General features: G+C 72.0%; 19 protein-coding genes, 1 rRNA gene and 1 pseudogene. 11 read left to right on the top strand and 10 right to left on the bottom strand.

Going from position 1 to position 21140, the window contains the following annotated elements; translation table 11 throughout:
* Nucleotides 1-11 precede the first annotated feature (11 nt).
* Nucleotides 12-128, top strand: a 5S ribosomal RNA gene (gene rrf / locus AF335_RS10765).
* 149 nt (nt 129-277) lie between these two features.
* Here rrf and AF335_RS10760 read toward each other — a convergent pair.
* The gene (locus AF335_RS10760) at nt 278-1309 is read right to left on the bottom strand and encodes a hydroxyacid dehydrogenase (protein WP_228773635.1); all 1032 of its coding nucleotides are present in this window, start codon (nt 1307-1309) and stop codon (nt 278-280) included.
* 119 nt (nt 1310-1428) lie between these two features.
* Between AF335_RS10760 and AF335_RS10755 the strand changes: the two genes are divergently transcribed.
* The 4 genes from AF335_RS10755 (at nt 1429) to AF335_RS10740 (ending at nt 5161) form a co-directional block, all read left to right on the top strand.
* A complete protein-coding gene (locus tag AF335_RS10755; RefSeq protein ID WP_102918123.1) occupies nt 1429-1986 on the top strand; it encodes a GNAT family N-acetyltransferase in 558 nt (185 codons plus the stop codon).
* Nucleotides 1980-3167: a sensor histidine kinase gene (locus tag AF335_RS10750; RefSeq protein WP_311775561.1), complete on the top strand. Its 1188-nt coding sequence runs from the start codon at nt 1980-1982 to the stop codon at nt 3165-3167. The genes AF335_RS10755 and AF335_RS10750 overlap by 7 nt, the downstream gene beginning before the upstream one ends.
* The gene (locus AF335_RS10745; protein ID WP_102918122.1) at nt 3164-3826 is read left to right on the top strand and encodes a response regulator; all 663 of its coding nucleotides are present in this window, start codon (nt 3164-3166) and stop codon (nt 3824-3826) included. Before AF335_RS10750 ends, AF335_RS10745 begins: the two co-directional genes overlap by 4 nt.
* A 141-nt stretch (nt 3827-3967) precedes the next feature.
* Nucleotides 3968-5161 carry a serine hydrolase domain-containing protein gene (locus tag AF335_RS10740; RefSeq protein ID WP_102918121.1) on the top strand — a complete coding sequence of 398 codons (1194 nt, stop codon included), beginning with the start codon at nt 3968-3970 and terminating at the stop codon, nt 5159-5161.
* Between the two features lie 19 nt (nt 5162-5180).
* Here the strand turns inward: AF335_RS10740 and AF335_RS10735 are convergent, their stop codons facing one another.
* From AF335_RS10735 to AF335_RS10710, 6 genes are all read right to left on the bottom strand, one after another.
* Nucleotides 5181-7001, bottom strand: coding sequence for a hypothetical protein (locus AF335_RS10735; protein ID WP_411158120.1), 1821 nt, complete (start codon nt 6999-7001; stop codon nt 5181-5183).
* 2 nt (nt 7002-7003) lie between these two features.
* Entirely contained in the window at nt 7004-8419 is a 1416-nt protein-coding gene (locus tag AF335_RS10730) for an ATP-binding protein (protein ID WP_184743071.1), read from the bottom strand.
* An 11-nt stretch (nt 8420-8430) separates the two neighbouring features.
* Nucleotides 8431-9984: an SCO6880 family protein gene (locus AF335_RS10725; protein WP_102918713.1), complete on the bottom strand. Its 1554-nt coding sequence runs from the start codon at nt 9982-9984 to the stop codon at nt 8431-8433.
* A 2-nt stretch (nt 9985-9986) separates the two neighbouring features.
* Nucleotides 9987-11351: a hypothetical protein gene (locus AF335_RS10720; RefSeq protein WP_102918120.1), complete on the bottom strand. Its 1365-nt coding sequence runs from the start codon at nt 11349-11351 to the stop codon at nt 9987-9989.
* The gene (locus AF335_RS10715; RefSeq protein ID WP_102918119.1) at nt 11341-12249 is read right to left on the bottom strand and encodes a DUF8175 domain-containg protein; all 909 of its coding nucleotides are present in this window, start codon (nt 12247-12249) and stop codon (nt 11341-11343) included. The genes AF335_RS10720 and AF335_RS10715 overlap by 11 nt, the downstream gene beginning before the upstream one ends.
* Nucleotides 12250-12508: 259 nt before the next feature.
* The gene (locus tag AF335_RS10710) at nt 12509-12817 is read right to left on the bottom strand and encodes a hypothetical protein (RefSeq protein WP_102918118.1); all 309 of its coding nucleotides are present in this window, start codon (nt 12815-12817) and stop codon (nt 12509-12511) included.
* Between the two features lie 428 nt (nt 12818-13245).
* On the opposite strand from AF335_RS10710, the pseudogene AF335_RS35055 reads away from it, so the two are divergent.
* Nucleotides 13246-13914, top strand: a pseudogene (locus AF335_RS35055) (serine/threonine-protein kinase); the annotation flags it as partial.
* Nucleotides 13915-14170: 256 nt separating this feature from the next.
* On the top strand, nt 14171-14638 hold the full coding sequence (locus AF335_RS34030; protein ID WP_211304090.1) for a hypothetical protein: 468 nt from the start codon (nt 14171-14173) through the stop codon (nt 14636-14638).
* A gap of 75 nt (nt 14639-14713) precedes the next feature.
* On the opposite strand, the gene AF335_RS10700 is transcribed toward AF335_RS34030, so the two are convergent.
* The gene (locus AF335_RS10700) at nt 14714-14917 is read right to left on the bottom strand and encodes a DUF397 domain-containing protein (protein WP_376697790.1); all 204 of its coding nucleotides are present in this window, start codon (nt 14915-14917) and stop codon (nt 14714-14716) included.
* Nucleotides 14918-15077: 160 nt separating this feature from the next.
* Here AF335_RS10700 and AF335_RS10695 point away from each other — a divergent pair, with 160 nt between their 5' ends.
* On the top strand, nt 15078-16088 hold the full coding sequence (locus AF335_RS10695; RefSeq protein ID WP_102918116.1) for a C40 family peptidase: 1011 nt from the start codon (nt 15078-15080) through the stop codon (nt 16086-16088).
* 191 nt (nt 16089-16279) lie between these two features.
* Nucleotides 16280-17008: a phosphatase PAP2 family protein gene (locus AF335_RS10690; protein WP_102918115.1), complete on the top strand. Its 729-nt coding sequence runs from the start codon at nt 16280-16282 to the stop codon at nt 17006-17008.
* Nucleotides 17009-17082: 74 nt separating this feature from the next.
* On the opposite strand, the gene AF335_RS10685 is transcribed toward AF335_RS10690, so the two are convergent.
* The gene (locus tag AF335_RS10685; RefSeq protein ID WP_102918114.1) at nt 17083-18660 is read right to left on the bottom strand and encodes an FAD-binding oxidoreductase; all 1578 of its coding nucleotides are present in this window, start codon (nt 18658-18660) and stop codon (nt 17083-17085) included.
* 465 nt (nt 18661-19125) lie between these two features.
* On the opposite strand from AF335_RS10685, the gene AF335_RS10675 reads away from it, so the two are divergent.
* Nucleotides 19126-20085, top strand: a complete 960-nt coding sequence (locus AF335_RS10675; RefSeq protein WP_102918112.1) for an SCO4651 family lipoprotein — start codon at nt 19126-19128, stop codon at nt 20083-20085.
* A gap of 166 nt (nt 20086-20251) precedes the next feature.
* On the top strand, nt 20252-20428 hold the full coding sequence (locus AF335_RS34560) for a hypothetical protein (RefSeq protein WP_170127661.1): 177 nt from the start codon (nt 20252-20254) through the stop codon (nt 20426-20428).
* A gap of 142 nt (nt 20429-20570) precedes the next feature.
* Here AF335_RS34560 and AF335_RS10665 read toward each other — a convergent pair whose 3' ends face one another.
* Complete coding sequence (locus AF335_RS10665) at nt 20571-20957, bottom strand: metal-sensitive transcriptional regulator (RefSeq protein ID WP_102918712.1); 387 nt, start codon at nt 20955-20957, stop codon at nt 20571-20573.
* Nucleotides 20958-21140: the final 183 nt, after the last annotated feature.

Genomic DNA, 21140 nt, shown 5'->3' with positions numbered 1-21140 from the left:
TTTCATAGAGTTTCGGTGGTCATAGCGTTAGGGAAACGCCCGGTTACATTCCGAACCCGGAAGCTAAGCCTTTCAGCGCCGATGGTACTGCATGGGGGACCGTGTGGGAGAGTAGGACGCCGCCGAACAATTTTTAGCCTCAGGCCCCGAGTTTTCACTCGGGGCCTGAGGCATTTTTGCGTTCAGGGGACTTCGCCCCCGGGTCCTCTTTTCAGCCCGTCCGGCGTTTGAGGACATTCGGGAAGGGGCGGGTAGGGGAAAAGAACCCCCCCACCCCTTACGCACTGCGATCCAGCATTCCCCTCCGCACCAGACCCCACAGCCCTTCCCCCCGTACCAACCGCCCGACCTCCCCCACCGCATACGCCCCCAGTCGCCGGACCTCGCTCCCCTGCGCGCCCGCGATATGCGGTGTGACCAGCACCTGAGACATGCGCAGCAGTGGATGTCCCGCCGGCAGCGGTTCCGGGTCCGTGACGTCGAGGATCGCGCTCAGCCGTCCCGAGGCGCATTCACGCGTGAGGGCGTCCGTGTCGACGAGAGCCCCCCGCGCCGTATTGACGACCGTGGCCCCGTCGGGGAGCAGCGCGAGGCGCCCCGCGTCGAGCAGACGGCGCGTCTCGGGCGTCTCGGGCGCGTGCACCGTGACGATCTCCGATCTCCGGCACAGGGAGACCAGGTCCACCGGTTCCGCCCCCAGGCGTTCCGCGTCCACCCCGGTCACGTACGGGTCGTGGAGCAGGATCCGGTACCCCGCGTCGGAGGCGCGCAGCCCGGCCAGGACCCGGCGGCCGATGCGGGACGCGCCGATGACGCCGACCGTCCGCCCGTCGGCCCCCTGCCGGCCCCGGAAGGCCGGCCACCCTTTCCCGTACGCCGCCGCCGTCGCCAGGGCCCCCTTCGCCGCCAGGGCGATGACGGCGAGGGCGTAGTCGGCGACCGGGCCCGCGTTGGCGTCCGCCGCCGACGAGACGAGGATGCCGCGCTCCCAGACCGCCCCCGACACCAACCCCTTCACCGAGCCCGCCGCGTGCACCACGGCCCGCAGCCTCGGGGCGCCGCGCAGCACGTCCTCCGTCAGCCGCGGACATCCCCAGCCCGTGAGGAGGATGCCGGCGTGCGCGAGCGCCTCGCGTGCCTCCGGTGCGGTGAGGTCGCCGGTCAGCACGCCGGGCGTCAGGGTCGCCAGGGTTTCAAGTTCGGCGCGGAGGTCACCGGGCAGCGCGGCCTCGGCCTCGTCCGCCCCCATGGCCACGACGACGGTGGGCCGTTCCGGAAAGAGCGGTGAAATCCCTGGACGATCGCTCATCTTGTGCAACCCCCGAGTTCCGTTCGGACCCTAGGACCGGCCTTCCTTCGCGTCAACGCGCCTGCTGATGCGGATTGAAGTTCGTTGACCGGGTCGTTCGTACGGGCGAACATCGGCGAATGGATCACCTCATCAGAACCGTACGAGCCGACGAATGGGCGAAGGTCAAGGAACTCCGGTTGACCGCCCTCGCCGACCCCGTCGCCCCGATCGCTTTTCTCGACACCTATGCCAATGCCGTCGTCCAGCCCGACGCGTACTGGAAGGGACGCACGGAAACGGCCGCCGAGGGGCGCACCGTCTGCGCGTTCGTCGCCGAGGACCAGGACGGTGAATGGGCGGGGACGCTGACGGTCTTCCTCGAACTTCCTGGTGAGGAAGGCACTTTCGGTGGCAGTGCCGCCGTGCCGCAGACGCACGTCGCCGGTGTCTTCGTACGCCCCGAGCACCGGGGCACCGGTATCACCCAGGCGCTCTTCCGCGCCGCCCTCGACTGGTCGTGGTCGCTGAGCGAACCCCGGGCGGAGCGCGCGCGGTTGTACGTGCACGAGGGCAACGGTCGCGCCCAGGCGCTCTACCGCAAGCTGGGCTTCGAACGGACCGGGGTGGTCGTGCCCATGGCCGGCGACCCCTCGTCGGAGGAGTACGAGATGACGATCGCCCGCCCGGCGTGCTGAGGCACGCCCTGGGACGGCGACTGCGGGAGGCCGGCCCCTGGGCCGTGGACGCGATGATCACCGCCGTCGTCCAGGCGGCGGTGACGATCCCCTTCGTCGTGCCGCGCCCGGCGGACCTGCCGCCCGCGACCTGGCCCATGTACGGGCTGACCTCGCTCCAGGTGCTGCCGCTGCTGTGGCGCACCCGGGCACCGCTCGGGACGCTGCTGGCCGTCACGGCCGCGGGGTTCGGGTATCTGATCGCGGACGGCCCCGGGCAGCCGCTGCCCTACAGCTCGATCGTCGCCATCTTCACCGTCGCGGCGGGGGCCGGACGCCGGCAGCGGCGTGTCACGGTGGTCCTCGGCCTGCCGCTGGTCGTGCTCGGAGTGGCCTTGCGCGAGAACACGGCGCGCGAGCACCTCTTCGCCCTGTTCCTGTTCGGCATGGTGTACGCGCTCGGGGTGCTGGCACGGACCCGGCAGGCGTACACCGAGGCGGTGGAGGCGCGGGCGGCCGAGCTGGAACGGGCGCGGGTGCTGGAGGCCGAGCGTGCGGCCGGGCGGGAGCGGGCCCGGATCGCGCGGGAGATGCACGACATCCTTTCCCACGCGGTGAGTCTGATGATCGTTCAGGCGGAGGCCGGGCCTCTGGTCGTACGGTCCGATCCCGCTCGTGCGGAGGCCGCCTTCGACGCGATTTCCGGGGCGGGGCGGGACGCGATGGCACAGCTGCGCCGGATGCTGGGGGTGCTGAAGGACGACCCGGGTGCCGGGCGCGGTCCGCAGCCGACGCTGGCGGGTCTCGGCGCGCTGGTGGACGAGGTGCGGCGGACGGGGCTCGAGGTGGGCCTGTCGGTGTCGGGAGAGCCGTGGGACGCCCCGCAGGACGTACAGGTGGCCGTGTACCGCGTGGTGCAGGAGGCGTTGACGAACGTCCTCAAGCACGCCGGCGCCCGGTCCGTGACCGTGCGGCTGGCCTGGGAGCCCGAAGGGCTCGTGGTGACGGTGGACGACGACGGTTCGGGCCTCGTGGTCCCGCGTCGCCGCGAAGGCGGTGGGCAGGGTCTGATCGGCATCCGGGAGCGGGCCGCCGCGCACGGCGGAACGGCCGCGTCCGGGCCCGGGCCGCGGGGGAGGGGGTTCCGCGTTGCCGTACGGCTGCCGCGCATGATCTCCTCCGGTGCGGAGGTGGGTGGGTGACGATCCGTGTGGTGGTGGCGGACGATCAGGAGCTGGTGCGCAGCGGCTTCGCGATGATCCTGCAGGCTCAGCCGGACATCGAGGTGGTCGCGGAGGCCGGGGACGGCGCGCAGGCGATCGAGGCCGTGCGCCGGTACGCCCCGGACGTGGTGCTGCTCGACATCCGGATGCCCGGTGTGGACGGTATCGAGGCGGCGCGGGCCGTCTGCGCGGAGACGGACTGCAAGGTCGTCATGCTCACCACCTTCGACCAGGACGACTATGTGTACGAGGCGTTGCACGCCGGCGCGAGCGGGTTCCTGCTGAAGGACGTGCGCCGGGGCGACCTCGTGCACGCGGTGCGGGTGGTCGTCGCCGGTGACTCGCTCCTGGCCCCGTCGGTCGCCCGCCGGCTCGTCGCCGACGTCACGGGCCGGGGAGCGCCGCCGGCTCTCCCGGGCCCGTCGGAGGAGCTGGGGGTGCTGACGGCGCGGGAGCGGGAGACGCTCGTCCTGCTGGGACGGGGGCTGTCGAACGCCGAGATCGCGGCCGAGCTGGTGGTCAGCGAGCACACGGTGAAGACGCACGTGAGCAATGTGCTGTCGAAGCTGGGGCTGCGGGACCGGATCCAGGCGGTCATCTGCGCGTACGAGACGGGGCTGATCACCCGGGGCGCATGACGGGCCCCCTCGTCCCCTCCCTCGCACGGGGGAGGGGACGAGGGCGAGAGACCGCTCGCGTCGGCGATTCGCGGGGGGCGCGGCGTTCCCGAGGATGGGACCCGTCCGGTCCACCGTCTGCCGATCACCCGGGGAACCACCATGCGCCGTAAGGGAATCACCGCCGTCGCGATCACGGTCGCCGCCATGAGCGTCGCCGCCACGCTCTCGTCCGCCGCGGCCTCGTCGCCCACCGAGCCCGGGCCGTCCGCGGCCGTCGCCGAGCGGGTGCCGCCGAACGCCGAGGCGATACGGGAGGCGATGGCCGGGCTGCCGTCGGCCGAGGCCACCGCCGCGCAGGTCCGGCTGGGCGGCAAGGGCGGCCGGTGGTCGGGGACGTCGGGCGAGGCGGACATCCGTACGCACCGGGCGCCGAAGGGGGACGAGCGCTTCCGGGCCGGAAGCATCACCAAGACGTTCACCGCCGCTGTCGTCCTCCAACTGGCGCACGAGGGCAAGCTGAAGCTGGACGGGACCGTGCAGCACTATCTGCCCGGCCTGCTGCCCGCCGGCTACCCGGAGATCCGGATCAGCCAGTTGCTGAACTACACCAGCGGCCTGCCGAGCGCCGGCCTTCCGGCGGACTTCGACTGGCAGTACGCCCACCGCTTCACGGCCTGGGACCACAGGGAGCTGGTCCGTCGTGCCGTCGGCCGGCCCATGGAGTTCACGCCGGGCACCAGGCAGCACTACTCCAACATCGGCTACAACGTGCTGGGGCTGATCATCGAGGAGGTGACCGGCCGGTCGTACGAGCGCGAGGTGCGGGACCGGGTCATCGAACCGGCGGGGCTCGAGAACACGTACAGCGCGGGCGACGACCCGAGGATCCGGGGGCGGCACACGCGCGGGTACCAGACGGTGAAGGCCGGGGACGGCTCGTCGCGGCTGGTCGACGTGACCGAGTGGAACCAGTCCATCACCTGGGCATCCGGGGATCTGGTCACCACCACGGCCGATCTGGAGCGGTTCTCGTCGGCGCTCTTCCGCGGCCGCGTCGTGCCGAAGCCCGAACTGAAGCTGATGTTCACCGTCCCCGACGTTCCCGTCCACAACCCGGACGGCGACCCGGCCGAGGACGAGAAGGCCACCCATACGAGCGGGTTGACCCGCGTCGAGGTCGGCAAGACCGTCGTCTACGGCAAGACCGGCGGCCGTTACGGCTACCTCAACGGCTTCGGCGCCACGGAGGACCTCTCCCGCACCCTCGTGTACTCGGTGAACTCCACGGACGCGAAGAGCGAGACCCCCACCGCGGTCGTCGGCAGGATCATCGAGGCGGGATTCCGCGAATAGCGGCGGAGGGGCGGCCGGGTCAGCCGACGAGCGTGCGGTGGGGCCAGCGGGCGCGGGCCTGTTCCTCGGAGCGCATCAGGGCGTACGTGGGGAGGCCGTGTCCGGCGCCCGTCGTCAGGAGCTCCGGAAGGGCCGGGAGGGGGGCGACGGCGGCGACATCGTCCAGTACGAGCGTGAGTGGTGGGTCGAGCCGACCGGAAGATGACCGTGCGGCCATGCCCCGGCCGTGCTCGACCACGCTCGCGGTGAGTGCGGTCAGCAGAGGCATCGCACCCGGGCGCGCCCGGGGATCCTCAATCGCCTCACCCACCACGTAGAGCGTTCCCCCTTCGGCGATGAATGATTCCCACGCGAGCGAATCGGCTCGATTTGGGTTGCAGGCGTCACGAATATGAAGGGAAGACAGCGAGTTCAGCGCGCGGGAGGTCAACTCCTGTGCCATGTCCTTCCGTTCCGGGTGCCCCGTCAGCGCGGACTCCAGCTCGCCCGCCGCGCCGCCCGCCGCCTTCGGGTGCGTCCGGAGGATCCGTACGGGCTCATGGGCCGCGTTCCCCTGCGCCCAGCGGTGCACATGGCGGAACGGCCGGCCGCCCACCGCGGCGGCGTGCAGCCAGCAGCGGAGGAGGACCTCCGCGGTGTCGGCGGTGGCCGAGTCCAGGGCGCTCAGGGGGCGCACGGGGGCGAGGAGCGCGGTGGCGCGCGCGGCGGCGGTCTCGCGGGTGCCGCAGCCGGTGGTGGGGCTCCAGCGGAGCCGGTCGGGGGTGTCGAGGAGGTGCCCCGGGTCGAAGACGTGGACGGGGCCGAGCTTCGCCCGTGCGTCCTTGGTCTCCGCCCACAGCGCCGGATCGGCGGTGGTGACGAGAACCGGTCCGGCCGCTTCGCGTACGAGACGGGCGGCGACGCCCTGGCGGTCGGCTCCGTAGAGGACCCGGGAGATGGCGGCGGAGGCGGCCGGGCTTCCGTCCGCCGGGGGTGTCGCGGCGGCGCCGACCGCCGTGCGGGCCGGTCCCCGCTCGACGGGCTGAGAGGCCGCTGGGGGCTGCGTGGGCCGCGCGGGCAGCGTGGGGGGCCCGGGAGGGCCCGGAGGCGCGGTCAGGGCGGTGGAGGCGCCAGGGGCGGCGCTGAGGGCCGCCGTGGCGGCAGCCGCTCCCACGCCGGTCGTACCGGCTCCCGCGCCGGTCGTACCGGCTCCCGCGCCGACCGGGCTCGTTCTCGTACCGGCCGCGCCCGTCCCTGCCGCAGCGGTCCCGTTCCCCGACCCCATTCCCGACCCCGTCGCCCCGGATCCGGCCGCCCAGGACTCCGTCCCGACGACCCCGCCCGTCCTGGCCTCCGCGCCGGTCACCCCGGCCGCCGGGATCGCCGGGTCCGTCCCCGCCGTCCCCGCCGGCGCCGCCGCCCGGGACTCTGCGGCCGTAGTCGTGGCCGTAGCCGTAGCCGTTCGTGAGGTCCCGGCCCGGCGTTCCTCCCCGCGCCGGGCCCGTACCGCCCGCCAGCGCGCCACCGTGCCGATCACGAACACCCCCAGCACGATCAGCACCAGCAGTTCGCCGATGAGGAGGCCCCAGAAGAGCCCGTACCCCGAGAGGGCGCCGGCCGGGGTGTCGGGCCAGGCGGCGGGCAGGTCGCCGGGTCTCGTCAGCAGGTGCCGCAGGGCCATGGGGGTGTGGGGGAGGCTGACGCCGTCCGGCCAGGAGCCGTGCGCGAAGAGCGCCGCCAGGCCGGTCGTCACCCACACCAGCAGCGTCAGACCCAGCAATAACGCGATCACACCGACCAGCAGGCCGTCCGGAACGCCACCTTCCGAGCGCTGGCCCCGCGGGGAACCCGGTCCGGCCACCGTCAGGCCACCGTCGACTCGGAGGAACCGTAAGCCTCGTCGGCCAGCTGGGCCTCGATCGCCGCCGAGGCCCGCTCGGCGGCGGCCGCCTCCGCGGCGAGCTCGCGGGCCGGGTCGCCGTCCTCGGTCATGGCGCGGTCGGTGTAGACCAGCGGGCGCTCGGCCTCGGTGATGAGGTGCTTGACGACCTGGACGTTGCCGTTGACGTCCCAGACGGCGATGCCCGGCGTCAGCGTCGGGATGATCTCCACGGCCCAGCGGGGCAGGCCCAGCACCTGGCCGGTGGCGCGTGCCTCGTCGGCCTTCTGGGCGTAGATGGTCCGGGTCGAGGCCATCTTGAGGATCGCGGCCGCCTCCCGGGCCGCCGCGCCGTCCACGACGTCGGAGAGGTGGTGGACGACGGCCACGAACGACAGGCCGAGCCGGCGTCCGAACTTCAGCAGCCGCTGGAAGAGCTGGGCGACGAACGGCGAGTTGATGATGTGCCACGCCTCCTCGACCAGGAAGATCCGTTTCTTCCGGTCGGGGCGGATCCAGGTGTGCTCCAGCCAGACGCCGACGATCGCCATCAGGATGGGCATGGCGATGGAGTTGCGGTCGATGTGCGAGAGGTCGAAGACGATCAGGGGCGCGTCGAGGTCGATGCCCGCCGTGGTGGGCCCGTCGAACATGCCCCGCAGGTCGCCGTCCACGAGCCGGTCGAGGACCAGCGCGACGTCGAGGCCCCAGGCCCGGACGTCGTCTATGTCGACGTTCATCGTCTCCGCGGACTCGGCCTCCGGGTGCCGCAGCTGTTCCACGATGTCCGTCAGGACCGGCTGCCGGCCGCGGATCGAGTCGTTCACGTACGCGTGGGCGACCTTGAGGGCGAAGCCGGCGCGCTCGTCGAGCCCGCGCCCGGTGGCCACCTCGATGATCGTGCGGAGGAGGGCGAGCTGGCCGGTCGTGGTGATCGCCGGGTCGAGCGGGTTGAGCCGGATGCCGCCGTGCAGGGCCGCGGCCGGGTCGAGACGGATGGGGGTTATCCCCAGCTGCTGCGCGATGAGGTTCCACTCGCCGACGCCGTCCTCGCCCTGGGCGTCGAGGACGACGACCTGCCGGTCGCGGAAGCGCAGCTGGCGCAGGACGTATGTCTTCTCCAGCGCCGACTTGCCGTTGCCGGACTCGCCGAGGACGAGCCAGTGCGGGGCCGGGAGCTGCTGTCCGTACAGCTGGAAGGGGTCGTAGATGTACCCCTTGCCGGAGTACACCTCGCGCCCGATGATCACGCCCGAGTCGCCGAGGCCCGGGGCCGCGGTGGGCAGGTAGACGGCCTGCGCCTGACCGGTGGAGGTGCGCACCGGCAGCCGGGTCGTCTCCACCTTTCCGAACAGGAAGCTGGTGAACGCCTCGGTCACTGTGGCGAGCGGGTCGAGCACGGCGGTTGCCCCTATCGTCGGATGCCGGTCGCGAACGGCAGCGTGTTGACGAAGGCCCGGTGGTGCTCGCGGTCGCACCACTCCAGCTTGAGATAGCTCTTGCCCGCCGAGGCTCTTATCGTCCGCTTGTCCCGCGCGAGCGCCTCCGGGGAGCGCGAGGAGACCGTGATGTAGCCGACGAGGTTGACGCCGGCCGCACCGCTGGCGAGGTCCTCGCCGCGCTGGTCGACGCGGGAGTGGTGGGCGACGTCGCGGGGGTCGACGACCCGGTTCATCTTGGCGGCGCGCGAGGCGTCCGCGTCGTCGTTCGTCTTCTCGGTGAGCATCCGCTCGATGGCGACGTCGGTGGGCTCCAAGTCCATGCAGACGGCGACGGTCCGGATGACGTCCGGGGTGTGGACCAGCAGGGGAGCGAGGAAGTTGACCCCCACGGGTGTCATCGGCCACTCCTTCACCCATGCGGTGGCGTGACACCAGGGTGCGCGTGTTGACGACTCGCGGGTCTTGGCCTGGAGGTAGGTCGGCTCCAGGGCGTCCAGCTCGGCCGGCCAGGCGTTGCGCTGCGTCATCGCCTGGATGTGGTCGATGGGGTGGTCCGGGTCGTACATCGAGTGCACCAGCGACGCCAGGCGGCCCTGCCCGAGCGGCTGCCGCACCCTGATGTCGGCCTCGGCGAGCCGGGCGCAGATGTCGGTCAGCTCACGGGCCATGACGACGGCGAGGCCGCCGTCCCGGTCCAGCCGCCGGGCGCCGCGCTCGTGCCGGGAGGCGCGGGCGATGGCCTGGGCCTCGGAGGCCAGCTCCCGGGTGTAGTGCATACAGGCGACGAGGTAGGCGCGGTGCTGCTCGGAGGAGGTCGACACCATCGACTGCAGCTGCTCGTAGGAGTCCTGGAGCCACTTGGGGGACTTCGTGTCCCCGCGCCGCTCCACGTCCTTGGCGTGCGCGTCGGGGTCGGCGGGCAGCGTACGGGCCAGTATCTGGAGCCGCGTCACATAGCCGTCGCCGTTGGCCACGTGCTTGAGCAGCGTCCCGAAGCGGTCGACCAGGGCCTCCTGGTCCTCCGAGTCGCGGAGGCCGACGCCCGGCCCCTCGATCTCGATCGCGGCGGTCACCGTACGGCGGTCGGCGTGCAGCAGCACGGCGATCTCGTCCGGGCCGAACGGCGCGGCCAGCCAGTTGATCCGGCCGATGCCCGGCGGTGGGCCGACCTCGAACTCCCGCCCGTCCAGGCGGGTGCCGGCCTCGGCCGCGCCCGAGCGGTACGTGGTGCCCCGGCGCAGGGTCCGCTTGTATGTGCGGTTGATCTCGAACCACTTGTAGAAGGTGCGGTGCTTGTACGGCACGTAGACGGCCGCCAGCGCCAGCGTCGGGAACCCGGTGAGGGTGAGGATCCGCAGCGGGAGGATCGGCACCAGGAGGCCGCTCATCATGCCGAGGAACGCGCCCGCGATGATCAGCGCGATCTCGCCGGTCTCCCGGTTCTTGCCGACGACCGCGTTGGGACGAGCGCGGCCGATCAGATACGTACGGCGGGCCGCGATTGGCTGGGACGGTGCCTGAATCGTCAACTCCGCTCACCTCCTGGCGTATTGCTGCGGTTCTGCGCGCGGGGCGCCGAGGCACCGGAAGCGCCGCTTCCGTTGCCGTTCCCTTCCGGGCGGGCGGGCGCGCGGGTGCTGTGGGCGGCGACGCCGCCGGAGACGGAATTGGCCGGACGGGCCTGCTGGCCGCCGTTGCCACCGCCCCCGGAGCCGCGGGCGCTGTGCGTGGTGATGCCCTGCTTGACCAGGGCGGCGGGCGAGGAGATCACGGCGGCGGCCTGCCGGGACGCCGCGTCCTTGCTCGCCCCGCGGGTGTTGACGATCTCGTCGCCGAAGCCGGGGACGAATCGATAGATCATCGCACTGGCGAAGATGGCAAGAATGATGATGGCGAGCCCGGACACGACCGCGGAGAAGGAGTTCGGCCCCTTACCGGAGGACAGCGCTCCGGCCAGGCCCAGCACCACCACGATGATCGGCTTGACCAGGATCACCGCGATCATGATGCCCGCCCAGCGGCGGACGTGCCCCCACATGTTCTTGTCGACCAGCCCCGCGTAGACGGCGGTGCCGAGCAGGGCTCCCACGTAGAGCAGAGCGGCCCGGATCACCAGCTCCAGCCAGAGCACACCGGCGGCGAGCACGGAGACGAGGGACACCACGATCAGCATGATCGGGCCGCCGCCGATGCCGTCGCCCTTCTTGAGCGCGTCGGCGAAGCCGCCGAAGAAGGCGTCGTTGTTCGCGTTCGTACCGGCGGAGATCACTTCGGTGACGGCGTCCGTGGCGGACACCAGCGTGTAGAGGATCAGCGGGGTGAACGCGGACGCGAGCACCGTCAGCCACAGGAACCCCACGGCCTCGGTGAACGCCTCCGTGAACGGCACACCCCGCACGGCCCGCTTGGCGACGGCGAGCAGCCACAGGACGAGCGTGAGGATGGTGGAAGCGGCGAAGACGACGGCGTACTGGCGCAGGAAGGTGGCGTTGGTGAAGTCGACGTTTCCGGTGGCCTGCACGGCGTCGGAGAGCTTCCGGATGATCCAGGAGGCGGCGTCGGCACAGCCTTTGCCGAGGGAGGCGAGGGGGTCGAGGGGGGTGTCGGGGGCGGTGGGGGTGTTGGTCAGCCCCTTGTTGTTTCCGGTGCCGCCGTTGCCGCCGGTGCAGTACTCCTTGGCGGGGCCATGGATGAGGTCACAGGCGTTGGTGCCCTTGGAGGGGAGATTGGAAGCGGGATCCTTGCTTCCGCTTGGCGACGGTGACGGTGTGCCGCTGGGTGATGGCGTGGGAGATGGCGCGGCGAGGGCTTTGGTCGCGAACACGATGACCGTTGCCTGTACGGACGCCAGAACGGCGGTGACCGACAGGGTCCGACGACTACCGGGCATACGTGAACCCTCCGTACCCATTGACCGCGTTGGCGATGGCTTCGGCGCTGGAGGCGGGGACATCTCCGCCGATGGGCGCGGGGCCGTCCTTCTGGGAGTGATCACTGGCCTTCCAGTCACTCCCGGTCCAGGTGAGCTGCATGGTGATCGTGAACCAGCCCGTGGTGACCGGCTTGGTCGAACCTTCGCCCGCCAGTCCGAGGAGTCCTGTGCACCAGACCTCGACGGTAGCCGCGTCCTGGCTGAACTTGGTGGCCTTGGTGCCGATCGGGATCGTGCGTGAGACGAAGGTGAAGCCCTTGGGGGCGGAGCCGTCCTCCTTGAGCCCGAGGCTCTTGAAGAAACTCGACGAGTACGCCTGGTCGAGGGTGCTCTGGTACTTGTCCACGGCGGCTGGGGCCATGACCGTCTTCACGATGTCGTGACGCTTGTTCGGGGCGAACATGTCCGACGAGCCCAGGGCCACCGCGTAGTTCGACGCGGCGGACTGTGCGCCCTGCTCCGTTTGGGCGAACCCGGACGCGATGCCTGTGGCGGGGTCCCGCCCAGGCACCGGCTTCGTACCCGTCGGAACAGTAGGCTGCGCACTAGCCGTTCTGCCGCCGCCCTTCTCCGAGTCGTCCGAAGCGGAATCCCCGCCACCTCTGTTCGCGAACGCGATCGCCGCGATGAGGAGGACCACGACCCCCACGACCGTCACCAGATTCCGGTTGGACAGGCCCGCACGCCCGCCGCCCCGGCCGCCGCGCCCCCCGCGCCGGGCCGGCGCGTAGGGATCGCCCTCGCCCTCCGGGAGGCGGGTGCGCGTCAGGTGGTGGTCGCCGTAGTCGCGGTAGTCACCGTCCGGCCGGCCGGAGCCCTGGCCGTTGCCGCCGTAGCCGTCGTCGCCGAGACTCATCGCCCGCACGTCCCCTCATACGTCGTCGCGTCTGTGGCACCCGCATATGACGGTAGCGGCGGGAGGGCAATCCGGGGGGAGGAGTACGAGGGGGTGTGAGGGGGCATCAGGTGGCAGCCTCGGTGCGGGGGGACTCGGGGACGAGAGGGTCTGCGCGGGGACGATGCGCGGGTGGAGCGGGCGGAAAGGGAGCGAAGGGGCGGTCGGGAGGGGCGCGTGGCCGGCCGGGCCGGTGGGCGGTGCCCTCGGGCGGGGCGGGTCAGACGGCCATGCCGTAGACGATGGTGAAGAGCGTGCCGAGCGAGCCGATGATGAAGACACCGGTCAGACCGGCCACGATCAGGCCCTTGCCCTGCTCGGCGCTGAACGTGTCGCGCAGCGCCGTGGCGCCGATGCGCTGCTTCGCCGCACCCCAGATCGCGATGGCTAGGCAGAGCAGGATGGCCACGGCCATCACGACCTCGACCATGACCCGGGCCTCCTGGCCCAGGTTGCCGAACGGCCCCCAGTTAGGGGCGATTCCGCCAATGATGGTGTTGATGTCACCCTTTTCCGCTGCCAGAAACATTTGTAACTCACCGCCCCTTATGGGTAGTTGTGTCACGCCCTTACCGCTCGGCAAAGGTCGGGACCTATCTTCGCTGACGATGCCGCCTCAGCATGTCGACTTGGCGTCATTTTTTGGCGCAACTCGTATGCATGGCGGTCGCTACCGGCCTGACCTGCGACGCGAGGCGTTGTCAGTGCGGAGTCCTATGGTGACTCTGTGTATCACGCGGGTGGACGCCGAGCAATGAGTGGTGGGCGGGGAGGCTGCGGGGATGTTCAAAGGACGATGTGATCGGTCGGTACGCTGGGGCCTGCGCCGCCCGGGTGACCACCGGGCCTTGTGGCTGTGGGGCCGTGTGGGGTGCGTCGGGGGCGTCGAGATCAAGGGTGGTACGGGTGCTGGTTGCCGATCGGTACCGGCTGGGGGAGCTTCTCGGCCGCGGCGGCATGGGCGAAGTCTGGCAGGCGCAGGACGAGGTGCTGGGCCGTCAGGTGGCGGTGAAGCTCCTCTTGGACGGCGACGGCGACGAGTCCGCGGCGAGCAGATTCCGGCTGGAGGCCCAGACGGCGGCCCGGCTGAATCACCCTCAGGTGGTCGCCGTCTACGACTTCGGCGCCTGGGACGGGCGCTTCTATCTGGTCATGGAGCTCGTCCGGGGCCCGAGCCTGGCCCAGGAGCTGTCCGCGCGCGGGCCCCTCGACCCGGCCCGTGCCGCCACCATCGCCGCGCAGACCGCGTCCGGCCTGGCGGTGGCCCACCGGCAGGGTGTGGTCCACCGGGACGTCAAGCCCGGAAACCTGATGCTGGACGCCGACGGCACGCTGAAGATCGGCGACTTCGGGATCGCCCGTTTCGTCGACGAGACCTCGGCCGCCCTGACCCGGGTGGGCCAGATCGTCGGCACCAGCACCTACCTCGCCCCGGAGCGGGCCCTCGGGCGGCCGGCCGGCCCGGCCTCCGACGTCTACGCCCTGGGGTGCGTGCTCTACCAGCTGCTGACCGGACACCCGCCCTTCTGGGCGGACAGCCCGACCGCGCTGCTCTATCTCCACGTCGACGCGGAGCCGGTCCCTCCGAGTGCGCACCGGGCGGATCTGCCGCCCGCCTTCGAGGACTGTCTGCTGCGGATGCTGGCCAAGCAGCCGGAGGCGCGGCCGTCGGCGCAGGAGGTCGCGGACTGGTTCGCGGGCGCGTCCTGGCGGGAGACGGCGCGGCCGTCCGTGCCGGTGTCCCCGCCGCGGCCGTTCCCCGCGCCCGCCGCCCGGCCCGCGCCCACGACCGCGCGGGTCCCCATGCCGCCCTCGGCGGCCCGCGGGTGCCCGGCCCGGGCCGGCCCCGCGGTTCGCCCCGCCGCCGGGCCCCGCGTCCCCCATGGTGCCCCCGGCACAGCAGCCCCCGTCCCGCCGCAAGGGCGGCGGTGGCCGTACGGGCGTGCGGCGCCCGAAGGTGCTGCTGAGTGTGGCCGCCGGCGCGGTGGCGTTCGTCGTCGCGACGCTCGTCGGGGCGTCGGTGTTCGGCGCCGGCGGCGACGGTGGGTCCGGTGGTGGGCATCCCGAGGCACAGCCCTCGGAGTCGGCCGTGGACGGTGGCGCGGACCGGCCCGCGCCCGACCCCGGTGCGGAGTCCCCCCGGGTCGTGCCCGCGGAGGCCACGGGGGTGCCGGAGTCGCCGCGGGCCTCGCAGTCGGAGAAGCCGAGGAAGGCGAAGCCCAAGCCGAAGGCGGAGAAGTCCAAGGAGGCGTCGAAGGACGCGTCCAGGGAATCGGAGAAGCCCAAGGACGGGGGCGGGAAGGACGCCGAGAAGAAGACCGAGGACAAGGGCGAGAAGAGCGACGACTGAGTCGTACGCCCCCGGTGGGGCGTGGCCCTGTGTGTCCCAGGGGGCGCCGGGCCCGCCCGGTGGCGGCCCGCGGCCCTATTCGATCCCCTCCACGAAGTGGTCGAACTCGCCCGCCTTCACGCCCAGTACGAACGCGTCCCACTTGGTCTCGGTCGTCACCACGACCTTCTCCGGCTTGTGGTTCTCACGGATGTAGACGTTGCCGTCCCCGCCGAAGGCGATCTCCAGATACTCCGTCTCGTCGCCGTCGGTCGCCGGAATCCATTCGAGCTCGTTCATGTTCATGGTCCCCCTCGCGGGATCTGCTCATGGGATCTACATCACGGCCGTCCGTGCCCGCGCCCACGATAGAGGAGCGGTCGTGGCGACGGGCGTTGACGGATCGACAGGTGGTCGCGAATCGCGGATATGCGACGGGATCGTGGGGGAGTATTGCGGGGTGCGGAAGCTCTGGGTGGGCGTGGGTGTCGGGATCGGGATGTGCCTGTGTTTCATCGGGCTGCTCGTCGTCGGCGTGTACTCGGCCGCGGGGAATCTGTTCGGCGAAAACGGAGGCGGGCGTTCCGTAGGGCTGGCGAAGGGCGCGGTGCCCGCGCAGTTCCAGCAGCTCGTCCAGGACTGGGGAAACCTCTGTGCCGCGCTCAACCCCGCGATCCTCGCCGCCCAGATCTATTCCGAGAGCGCCTGGAACCCCAAGGCCGTGAGCCCGGCCGACGCGCGCGGGATAGCGCAGTTCATCCCCGCCACCTGGGAGTCGCACGCGATCGACGCCAACAAGGACGGCAAGCGGGACATCTGGGACCCGCAGGACGCCATCCCGTCGGCGGCGGTGTACGACTGCGCGCTGGCGAAGGACGTCAAGGGCGTGCCCGGGGACCTCGCCGACAACATGCTCGCGTCCTACAACGCGGGCCCCTACGCCGTCATCCAGCACCGCGGAGTGCCGCCCTACGGCGAGACCCGGAGCTATGTGAAGGCCATCCGGACCCTGGAGAAGAGCTTCGCGCGGCCCGTGGGCCGGGTGGCCCCGTCGCAGCAGGCGGCCGGGGCGATCTACTACGCCCAGGAGAAGCTCAACACGCCCTATCTCTGGGGCGGTGACGGCACGGCCGAGGACGGCGGGCGGTTCGACTGCTCCGGGCTGACCAAGGCCGCGTACGCCTCCGTGGGCATCGAGCTGCCCCGCGTCGCCAACGACCAGTGGAACGCCGGCGCACACCCCCGGCGGGACGAGCTCCTCCCGGGCGACCTGGTGTTCTTCGCCTACGACCTGAAGGATCCCCGCAGCATCCATCACGTGGGGCTCTACGTGGGCGGCGGCTACATGATCAACGCTCCGTACACGGGGGCCGTCATCCGTTTCGACAAGATCGACTCACCGGACTACATCGGAGCGACCCGGGTCACCCAGGACGGCGCGAAGGCGCTGGCCGGCGGCAAGGTGACCTGAGCCGCGGGGCGGACCCTGGGCTGCGACGGCGGGTCACCCTTCGATAACGTCCGGGTGATCATTGAGTGGAAAGTGGAACGCCCGGCCGGAGTGGGGCGTTCCATGGAAGTGGGAAAGCAGCGTCGCGACACGGGCGCGAAGACCACGGGGGTCGGCAGCTGGACGTAGCGACAGATAAGGGGCCACGACACATGGCTGGACTCGCGGTGGGTTATCCCATGTCGGAGGCCAGGGGCGGGTCGAACCCCGACACCAGCACGTTGTACGACATCAACGGCATCGCCAAGGCCGCCCCCAACTGGCTGGACCGGCTCGTCGAGTTCATCGGCGAGTACGGGATCGTCCTCGGGCTCGGGGTGCTGATGCTCTTCACGTGGTGGAGCGTGCGCAAGCGCGAGGACGCCCCGGCGGGTGTCGCCGCGCTGTGCTGGGCGCCGCTCGCCGCCGGAATCGCGCTGCTGGTCAACATCCCTATCCGAGGCTTCGTCAAACGCCCCCGGCCCTTCCTCGACCACACCGGTCTGGAGGTCCTGGTCAAGGGCAAGACCGACTACTCCTTCGTCAGCGACCACGCGACGCTCACCATGGCGCTCGGCGTGGGCCTCTTCGTCGCCCACCGCAAGTACGGCCTGATCGGGATCGGCCTCGCGTTCCTGGAAGGTCTCTGCCGGGTCTACATGGGCGTGCACTACCCCACGGACGTCATCGGCGGCCTCGCCCTCGGCACGGCCGTCGCGCTGCTGCTCGCGCCCCTCGCGATGATGCTCCTCACCCCGCTCGCCCGGCGCGTGGCGGGCACCCGTGCGGGGTGGCTGGTGCGGTCGGACCGGGCGGTGGCGCCCCTCGTGGCCGCCGCCGGGCCCGCCGGGCGGGGGCTTCCCGAGCAGCCGCTGCACCGGGACAGCGACCTCGCCGCCTGACGGGCGGGCGGGAACGGCGGACCCGCGAGGGGAACCGAGGGGCCGGGGAAGATCTTCCCCGGCCCCTCGGCGGCTCACAGCGCCTGCGGGAAGTCGAAGAGGCGGTTCGGGTCGTACTGCCTCTTGAGCTTCGTCAGACGGCCCTCCGCGTCCCCGTAGTACGCCTTCCGCCAGTCCTTCAGCCCCGGGTCGACGTAGTTCTGGTACGCCGCGCCCGAGGCGTAGCGGCGCATCGCCGCGTGCGTGCCGTCCAGCCAGGACGTCTGCGGCGCGCCGGAGCCGCCCGCCGCCCAGGACGTCAGGTACTGGGCCAGGAACCGGGAGCGGCGGTGCACGAAGGCGGTGTCCAGGGGCTTGACGCGGTTGACCGCGCCGCCCAGCGCCGTCAGCTGGATGGCGCCGCCCCCGCTGCCGGCCTGCCTGCTGAAACGTTCCATCTGGTCGGCCAGGACGCGGTTGCCCGCCTCGCCCGTCGAGCGGTCGTAGAAGTCGGAGCGCGCCGCGTAGGTCTCCCGGGCGAGGGCGCCGGCGGACTCGCGGCCGGGCGTCCGGCCCGGCAGATGGCACTGCGCGGTGGACTTCTCCCCGCAGCCCGCGTAACCGCGGACCATGTCGAGGTGGCCGCGGCGGCGCAGCCGCACCCCGTTCGAGGCGCCGCCCACCTTGCCGACCAGCTGGTCGAGGCTGTTCTCCAGGTCGCCGTAGGTGCCGAGGGAGTACGCCGAGACGGACACGCGCGGGGTGCCGCCGGCCGCGGCCGACAGGTCGCAGGAGGACCAGATCTCGTCCGGGCGGCCCGGCCCCCACTCCTGCCAGACGCGCAGCACGTCGGCGGCCCGGGACCAGGGCCAGGAGACGTAGCCGGAGACGCCGTCCACGGCCTTGCGGGTGCGGAAGCGGAGCTCGGTCACGACGCCGAAGTTCCCGTTGCCCGCGCCGCGCAGCGCCCAGAAGAGGTCGGCGGCACGGCTCGCGTCGCAGTCCACGGTCCGGCCGTCGGCCGTGACGACCGTGGCACCGGTGAGGCTGTCGCAGGTCAGGCCGTACGCGCGGGAGGTGACGCCGTGTCCGCCGCCGAGGGCGAGCCCGGAGACGCCCACGGTGGGGCAGGAGCCGGCCGGTATGGTCACGCCCCGCGCGGCGAGGGTGGTGTACACGTCGATGAGCTTGGCGCCGGCCCCGACGACGGCGTCGGTGGCCGACGGCGTGCGGATCGTCCTGAGCCGTGAGACGTCGATGACGAGGCGGTCGGTGCCGCTGGACCAACCCGCATAGCTGTGACCACCGTTACGTATGGATATCCGGGTGGTGTGGCGGCGGGCGAAGGCGAGGCACTCGGCTATGTCGTGGGTGTTCTCCACATAGGCGACGGCGGCCGGGCGCAGCCCGTCGAAGCGGGTGTTGTAGAGCTGGCGGGCCGTGGTGTAGTCCGCGTCGCCGGGGCGGACGAGGCCGCCTGCCAGGCCCTTGCCGAGGGCCGTCCACTCCGCCGCGCCCGCCGCGGTGCGCGGGGCGGGCGTACGGCTCGCGACGGGGACGCGGCCGGAGGGGCCGTTCGGCTGGGCGTAGCCCGCGCTGTCACCGCAGGCCGCGGCCCAGACACCGGCGGCCGCCAGGCCCGTACCGGCCGCGAGGACGTGCCGGCGGTCCATGCCGCCGCCCCGGCCTTCCGGCCTGCCGCTCGCCCTGCCGTTCGCCGTGCCGGGGGTGCCGCTCCCGGCCCCGTCCGGCCGGGCGTCCGCGCCGCTCGCCGTGCCGTTCCCGCGCCCGCCCCTGGCCATGCCGCCCCGCCACCCCACCGCTGTCCGTCGTTCGACCGCCTAGACAGATGGTCTACCCACGGAAGCGGTTCCCTCACTTCCGGCGCCGGCGTGCGCCGCGGCGTCGTCGCGGGCGAGGGAGCGCGCCCGGCGGGCCGGGCCGCGCCAGCCGCACGTACAGCGGGCGCTGCAGAAGGAGCCCGTCTCGGCGGTGCTCGTGGAGTGGGCCGGGGAGAAGCTCACGGAGGCTGCGTCGGACACGCCATCACCGTACCGGGCCGTGACGGCCGCCCCGGAGTGGTCGTTGACAGTAACGGGTTCCACAGGTGGTGGCAGCGTGGCAGGGGGCTGACGGGCATGGTGGTGCGGCAGCACGGACACAGGGGCGCGGTCGTCGCCAACGCGGTGGCGGGCGGCCTCGCCCTCGGCCTGCTGCTGTCCGGCTGCGCGGCCCAGGACCCCGTCGTGCCTGATGGCAGGGGTCTGCGGGAGGACCTGAAGAGCCTGAGCACCCAGGCCCGGCCCGCGGGTGACGAGACCGACCCCCGCCGGGCGCGCGAGGCCCTGGCGCGCGCCGCCCGGGTGCTCGCGGGCGCCGGGGGCGCCAAGGTGCGCACGTCCATGGAGACGGTCAGCGGCGGCACCCGGCTCACCATCCACGGCAGCGGGCTCTACGACTTCTCCCGGCCCGCCGGGCAGCTGACGGTGCTCGTGCCCGAGGACGCGGCGGGCGACGCCGAACACCGGCCGATCACGGAGGTCTTCACCCCGGGGCGGCTCTTTATGAAGAACCGTGGCGCGGGCGTCCCCGGGGACAGCTGGGTCCGGCTCGCCACGGCCTCCCTCGCCGACGGCAACCTCCTCACCAACGGCGCCACCGACCCGCTCGCCGCGGCCGAACTGCTCGGCGGCGCCCGGGAGGTGACATACATGCGGGACGAGCGGGTAGGCGGCGTCAGGGTGCGGCACTATTGGGGGACGATCGACCTCGGCAGGGCCGCCCGTGCGGCGCCCGAACGGGACCGCGAGCCTTTGACCGTAGCGGCGAAAGGGTTCTCCAACGGGACAGTGGCGTTCGACGCCTACCTCGACGATCAGGGCCGGCCGCGGAGGGTGAGCCACCGTTTCAGCGTCGCGGGCCGTGGCCGCGGTGGCGCTTCGGCCTCCGCGGCCCCTTCCGGCTCACCGGCGGCCTCGGCGCCGCCGATGACCGTGGTCTCGACCGTCGAGCTCTACGACTTCGGCACCCCGGTGCGGGTGGCCCTGCCCGCTCCCGCCGATATCTATGCGGGGACGGTGGGTTCGCCGCGGAATTAACGCGGCAGGGCGTAGTTGGCCATGGAAATGGTCCTTCTGTGCCATGCGCGCCATGTGTACCGATCACTACGCTGGTGAATCGGAGAGCGGAGGCCCCGGGGAGGGGCCGGAGAAGGGCCTGAGTGGGCGAGACGAAGACCTGAGCAGACCCGAGGAGGTGAATCACGTGGTTTCGCGACGCGGTTCGTCGGGCGGGCCGGATCCCGTGGCCCTCATCGAGATCGATCTCTACGGTGATCTGATGATCGCGGCGTCGAGTGCGGATGAGGATCGGTTGAGTCCGGACCGGATTGACGAGGTGCTCAGGGTGGTGCCGCGGGTTTCGGATGCGGAGGGGGGCTGAGGGGGGGGCTTGGCCGTGGCTGTGGTGGGGCCCTGCCGGGGGCTTTCCCCTGCCCGCCCCTTCCCGAACGGGGCTCCGCCCCGGACCCCGGTCCTCAAACGCCGGACGGGCTGAAATCAGCCTGTCCGGCACTCGCCCGGGCTCACGTCCGCAGCAGTCTCGCGATTGCCGCCGTCGCCTCCGCGACCTTCGCGTCGATCTCCGTGCCGCCCTTGAGAGCCGCGTCCGCCACGCAGTGGCGGAGGTGCTGCTCCAGGAGCTGGAGGGCGAAGGACTGGAGGGCCTTCGTGCTCGCCGAGACCTGGGTGAGTATGTCGATGCAGTAGACGTCTTCCTCGACCATGCGCTGGAGGCCGCGGATCTGGCCCTCGATCCGGCGGAGGCGCTTGAGGTGCTGGTCCTTCTGGGCGCTGTAGCCGTGCGGGCCGTGGGCCGGGGCGCCGGCGGCCGGGTCGGCCGGTGCGGCGCCGTGGCAGGACGGCGCGGCCGGCCCGGTGGTGTCGCCGCTCACGTCGGCTTCCGTCGTCATGCCGTCGGTCATGGCGTCCTCCGTCGTTCCGCCGCGGAGCCGTCGGCGGTCCGCGGGCCCTGGGGTTTGTACCCCTGTCATGGCGTATACCCCACTCGTATACCCCCGCTGGGTATATGGTACAGAAATTCGCCGCCGGAGGCGGTACCTGGCTTGGTGAGCACTCTGCCCGATGGGCGACAC

The sequence above is a fragment of the Streptomyces eurocidicus genome, from assembly GCF_002891295.1.
Classification (GTDB): domain Bacteria; phylum Actinomycetota; class Actinomycetes; order Streptomycetales; family Streptomycetaceae; genus Streptomyces; species Streptomyces eurocidicus.
This window is presented reverse-complemented; position numbering and strand designations above follow the sequence as displayed.

What these genes read in the sequence shown, in the direction of transcription:
- AF335_RS10760 (WP_228773635.1), bottom strand. Translation starts at nt 1,309, where the DNA reads ATGAGCGATCGTCCAGGGATTTCACCGCTCTTTCCGGAACGGCCCACC.
- AF335_RS10685 (WP_102918114.1), bottom strand. Translation starts at nt 18,660, where the DNA reads ATGGACCGCCGGCACGTCCTCGCGGCCGGTACGGGCCTGGCGGCCGCC.
- AF335_RS10710 (WP_102918118.1), bottom strand. Translation starts at nt 12,817, where the DNA reads ATGTTTCTGGCAGCGGAAAAGGGTGACATCAACACCATCATTGGCGGA.
- AF335_RS10720 (WP_102918120.1), bottom strand. Translation starts at nt 11,351, where the DNA reads ATGCCCGGTAGTCGTCGGACCCTGTCGGTCACCGCCGTTCTGGCGTCC.
- AF335_RS10740 (WP_102918121.1), top strand. Translation starts at nt 3,968, where the DNA reads ATGCGCCGTAAGGGAATCACCGCCGTCGCGATCACGGTCGCCGCCATG.
- AF335_RS10690 (WP_102918115.1), top strand. Translation starts at nt 16,280, where the DNA reads ATGGCTGGACTCGCGGTGGGTTATCCCATGTCGGAGGCCAGGGGCGGG.
- AF335_RS10675 (WP_102918112.1), top strand. Translation starts at nt 19,126, where the DNA reads ATGGTGGTGCGGCAGCACGGACACAGGGGCGCGGTCGTCGCCAACGCG.
- AF335_RS10700 (WP_376697790.1), bottom strand. Translation starts at nt 14,917, where the DNA reads ATGAACGAGCTCGAATGGATTCCGGCGACCGACGGCGACGAGACGGAG.
- AF335_RS10665 (WP_102918712.1), bottom strand. Translation starts at nt 20,957, where the DNA reads ATGACGACGGAAGCCGACGTGAGCGGCGACACCACCGGGCCGGCCGCG.
- AF335_RS34030 (WP_211304090.1), top strand. Translation starts at nt 14,171, where the DNA reads ATGGTGCCCCCGGCACAGCAGCCCCCGTCCCGCCGCAAGGGCGGCGGT.
- AF335_RS10715 (WP_102918119.1), bottom strand. Translation starts at nt 12,249, where the DNA reads ATGAGTCTCGGCGACGACGGCTACGGCGGCAACGGCCAGGGCTCCGGC.
- AF335_RS10755 (WP_102918123.1), top strand. Translation starts at nt 1,429, where the DNA reads ATGGATCACCTCATCAGAACCGTACGAGCCGACGAATGGGCGAAGGTC.